A 271-nucleotide genomic window follows, 5' to 3' on the forward strand; every position below is an offset into this window, starting at 1 on the left:
CGCGACCGCTTCGACCTCGCGGAGCAGGTGCGAGGAGAGCAGGACGGTGCCGCCGCGGTCGGCGAAGTCGCGCAGCAGCCCGCGCATCCAGAAGATGCCCTCCGGGTCGAGGCCGTTCGCCGGCTCGTCCAGGATGAGGATGCTGGGCTCGCCGAGGAGTGCGTGGGCCAGCCCGAGGCGCTGGCGCATGCCGAGCGAGTACTGCCCGACCCGCTTCCGTGCGGCTTTCGCGTCCAGCGCGACGGTGTCGAGTACGGCGTTCACCCGGGTC

1 protein-coding gene is annotated in these 271 nt (G+C 72.3%); it reads right to left on the reverse strand.

The window, feature by feature from the left end; all coding sequences use genetic code 11:
- On the reverse strand, positions 1–271 hold a 271-nt coding region (locus tag OP04_RS48195), incomplete at both ends, for an ATP-binding cassette domain-containing protein (RefSeq protein WP_033346825.1).

Source organism: Catenuloplanes japonicus, assembly GCF_000717135.1.
GTDB lineage: Bacteria > Actinomycetota > Actinomycetes > Mycobacteriales > Micromonosporaceae > Catenuloplanes > Catenuloplanes japonicus.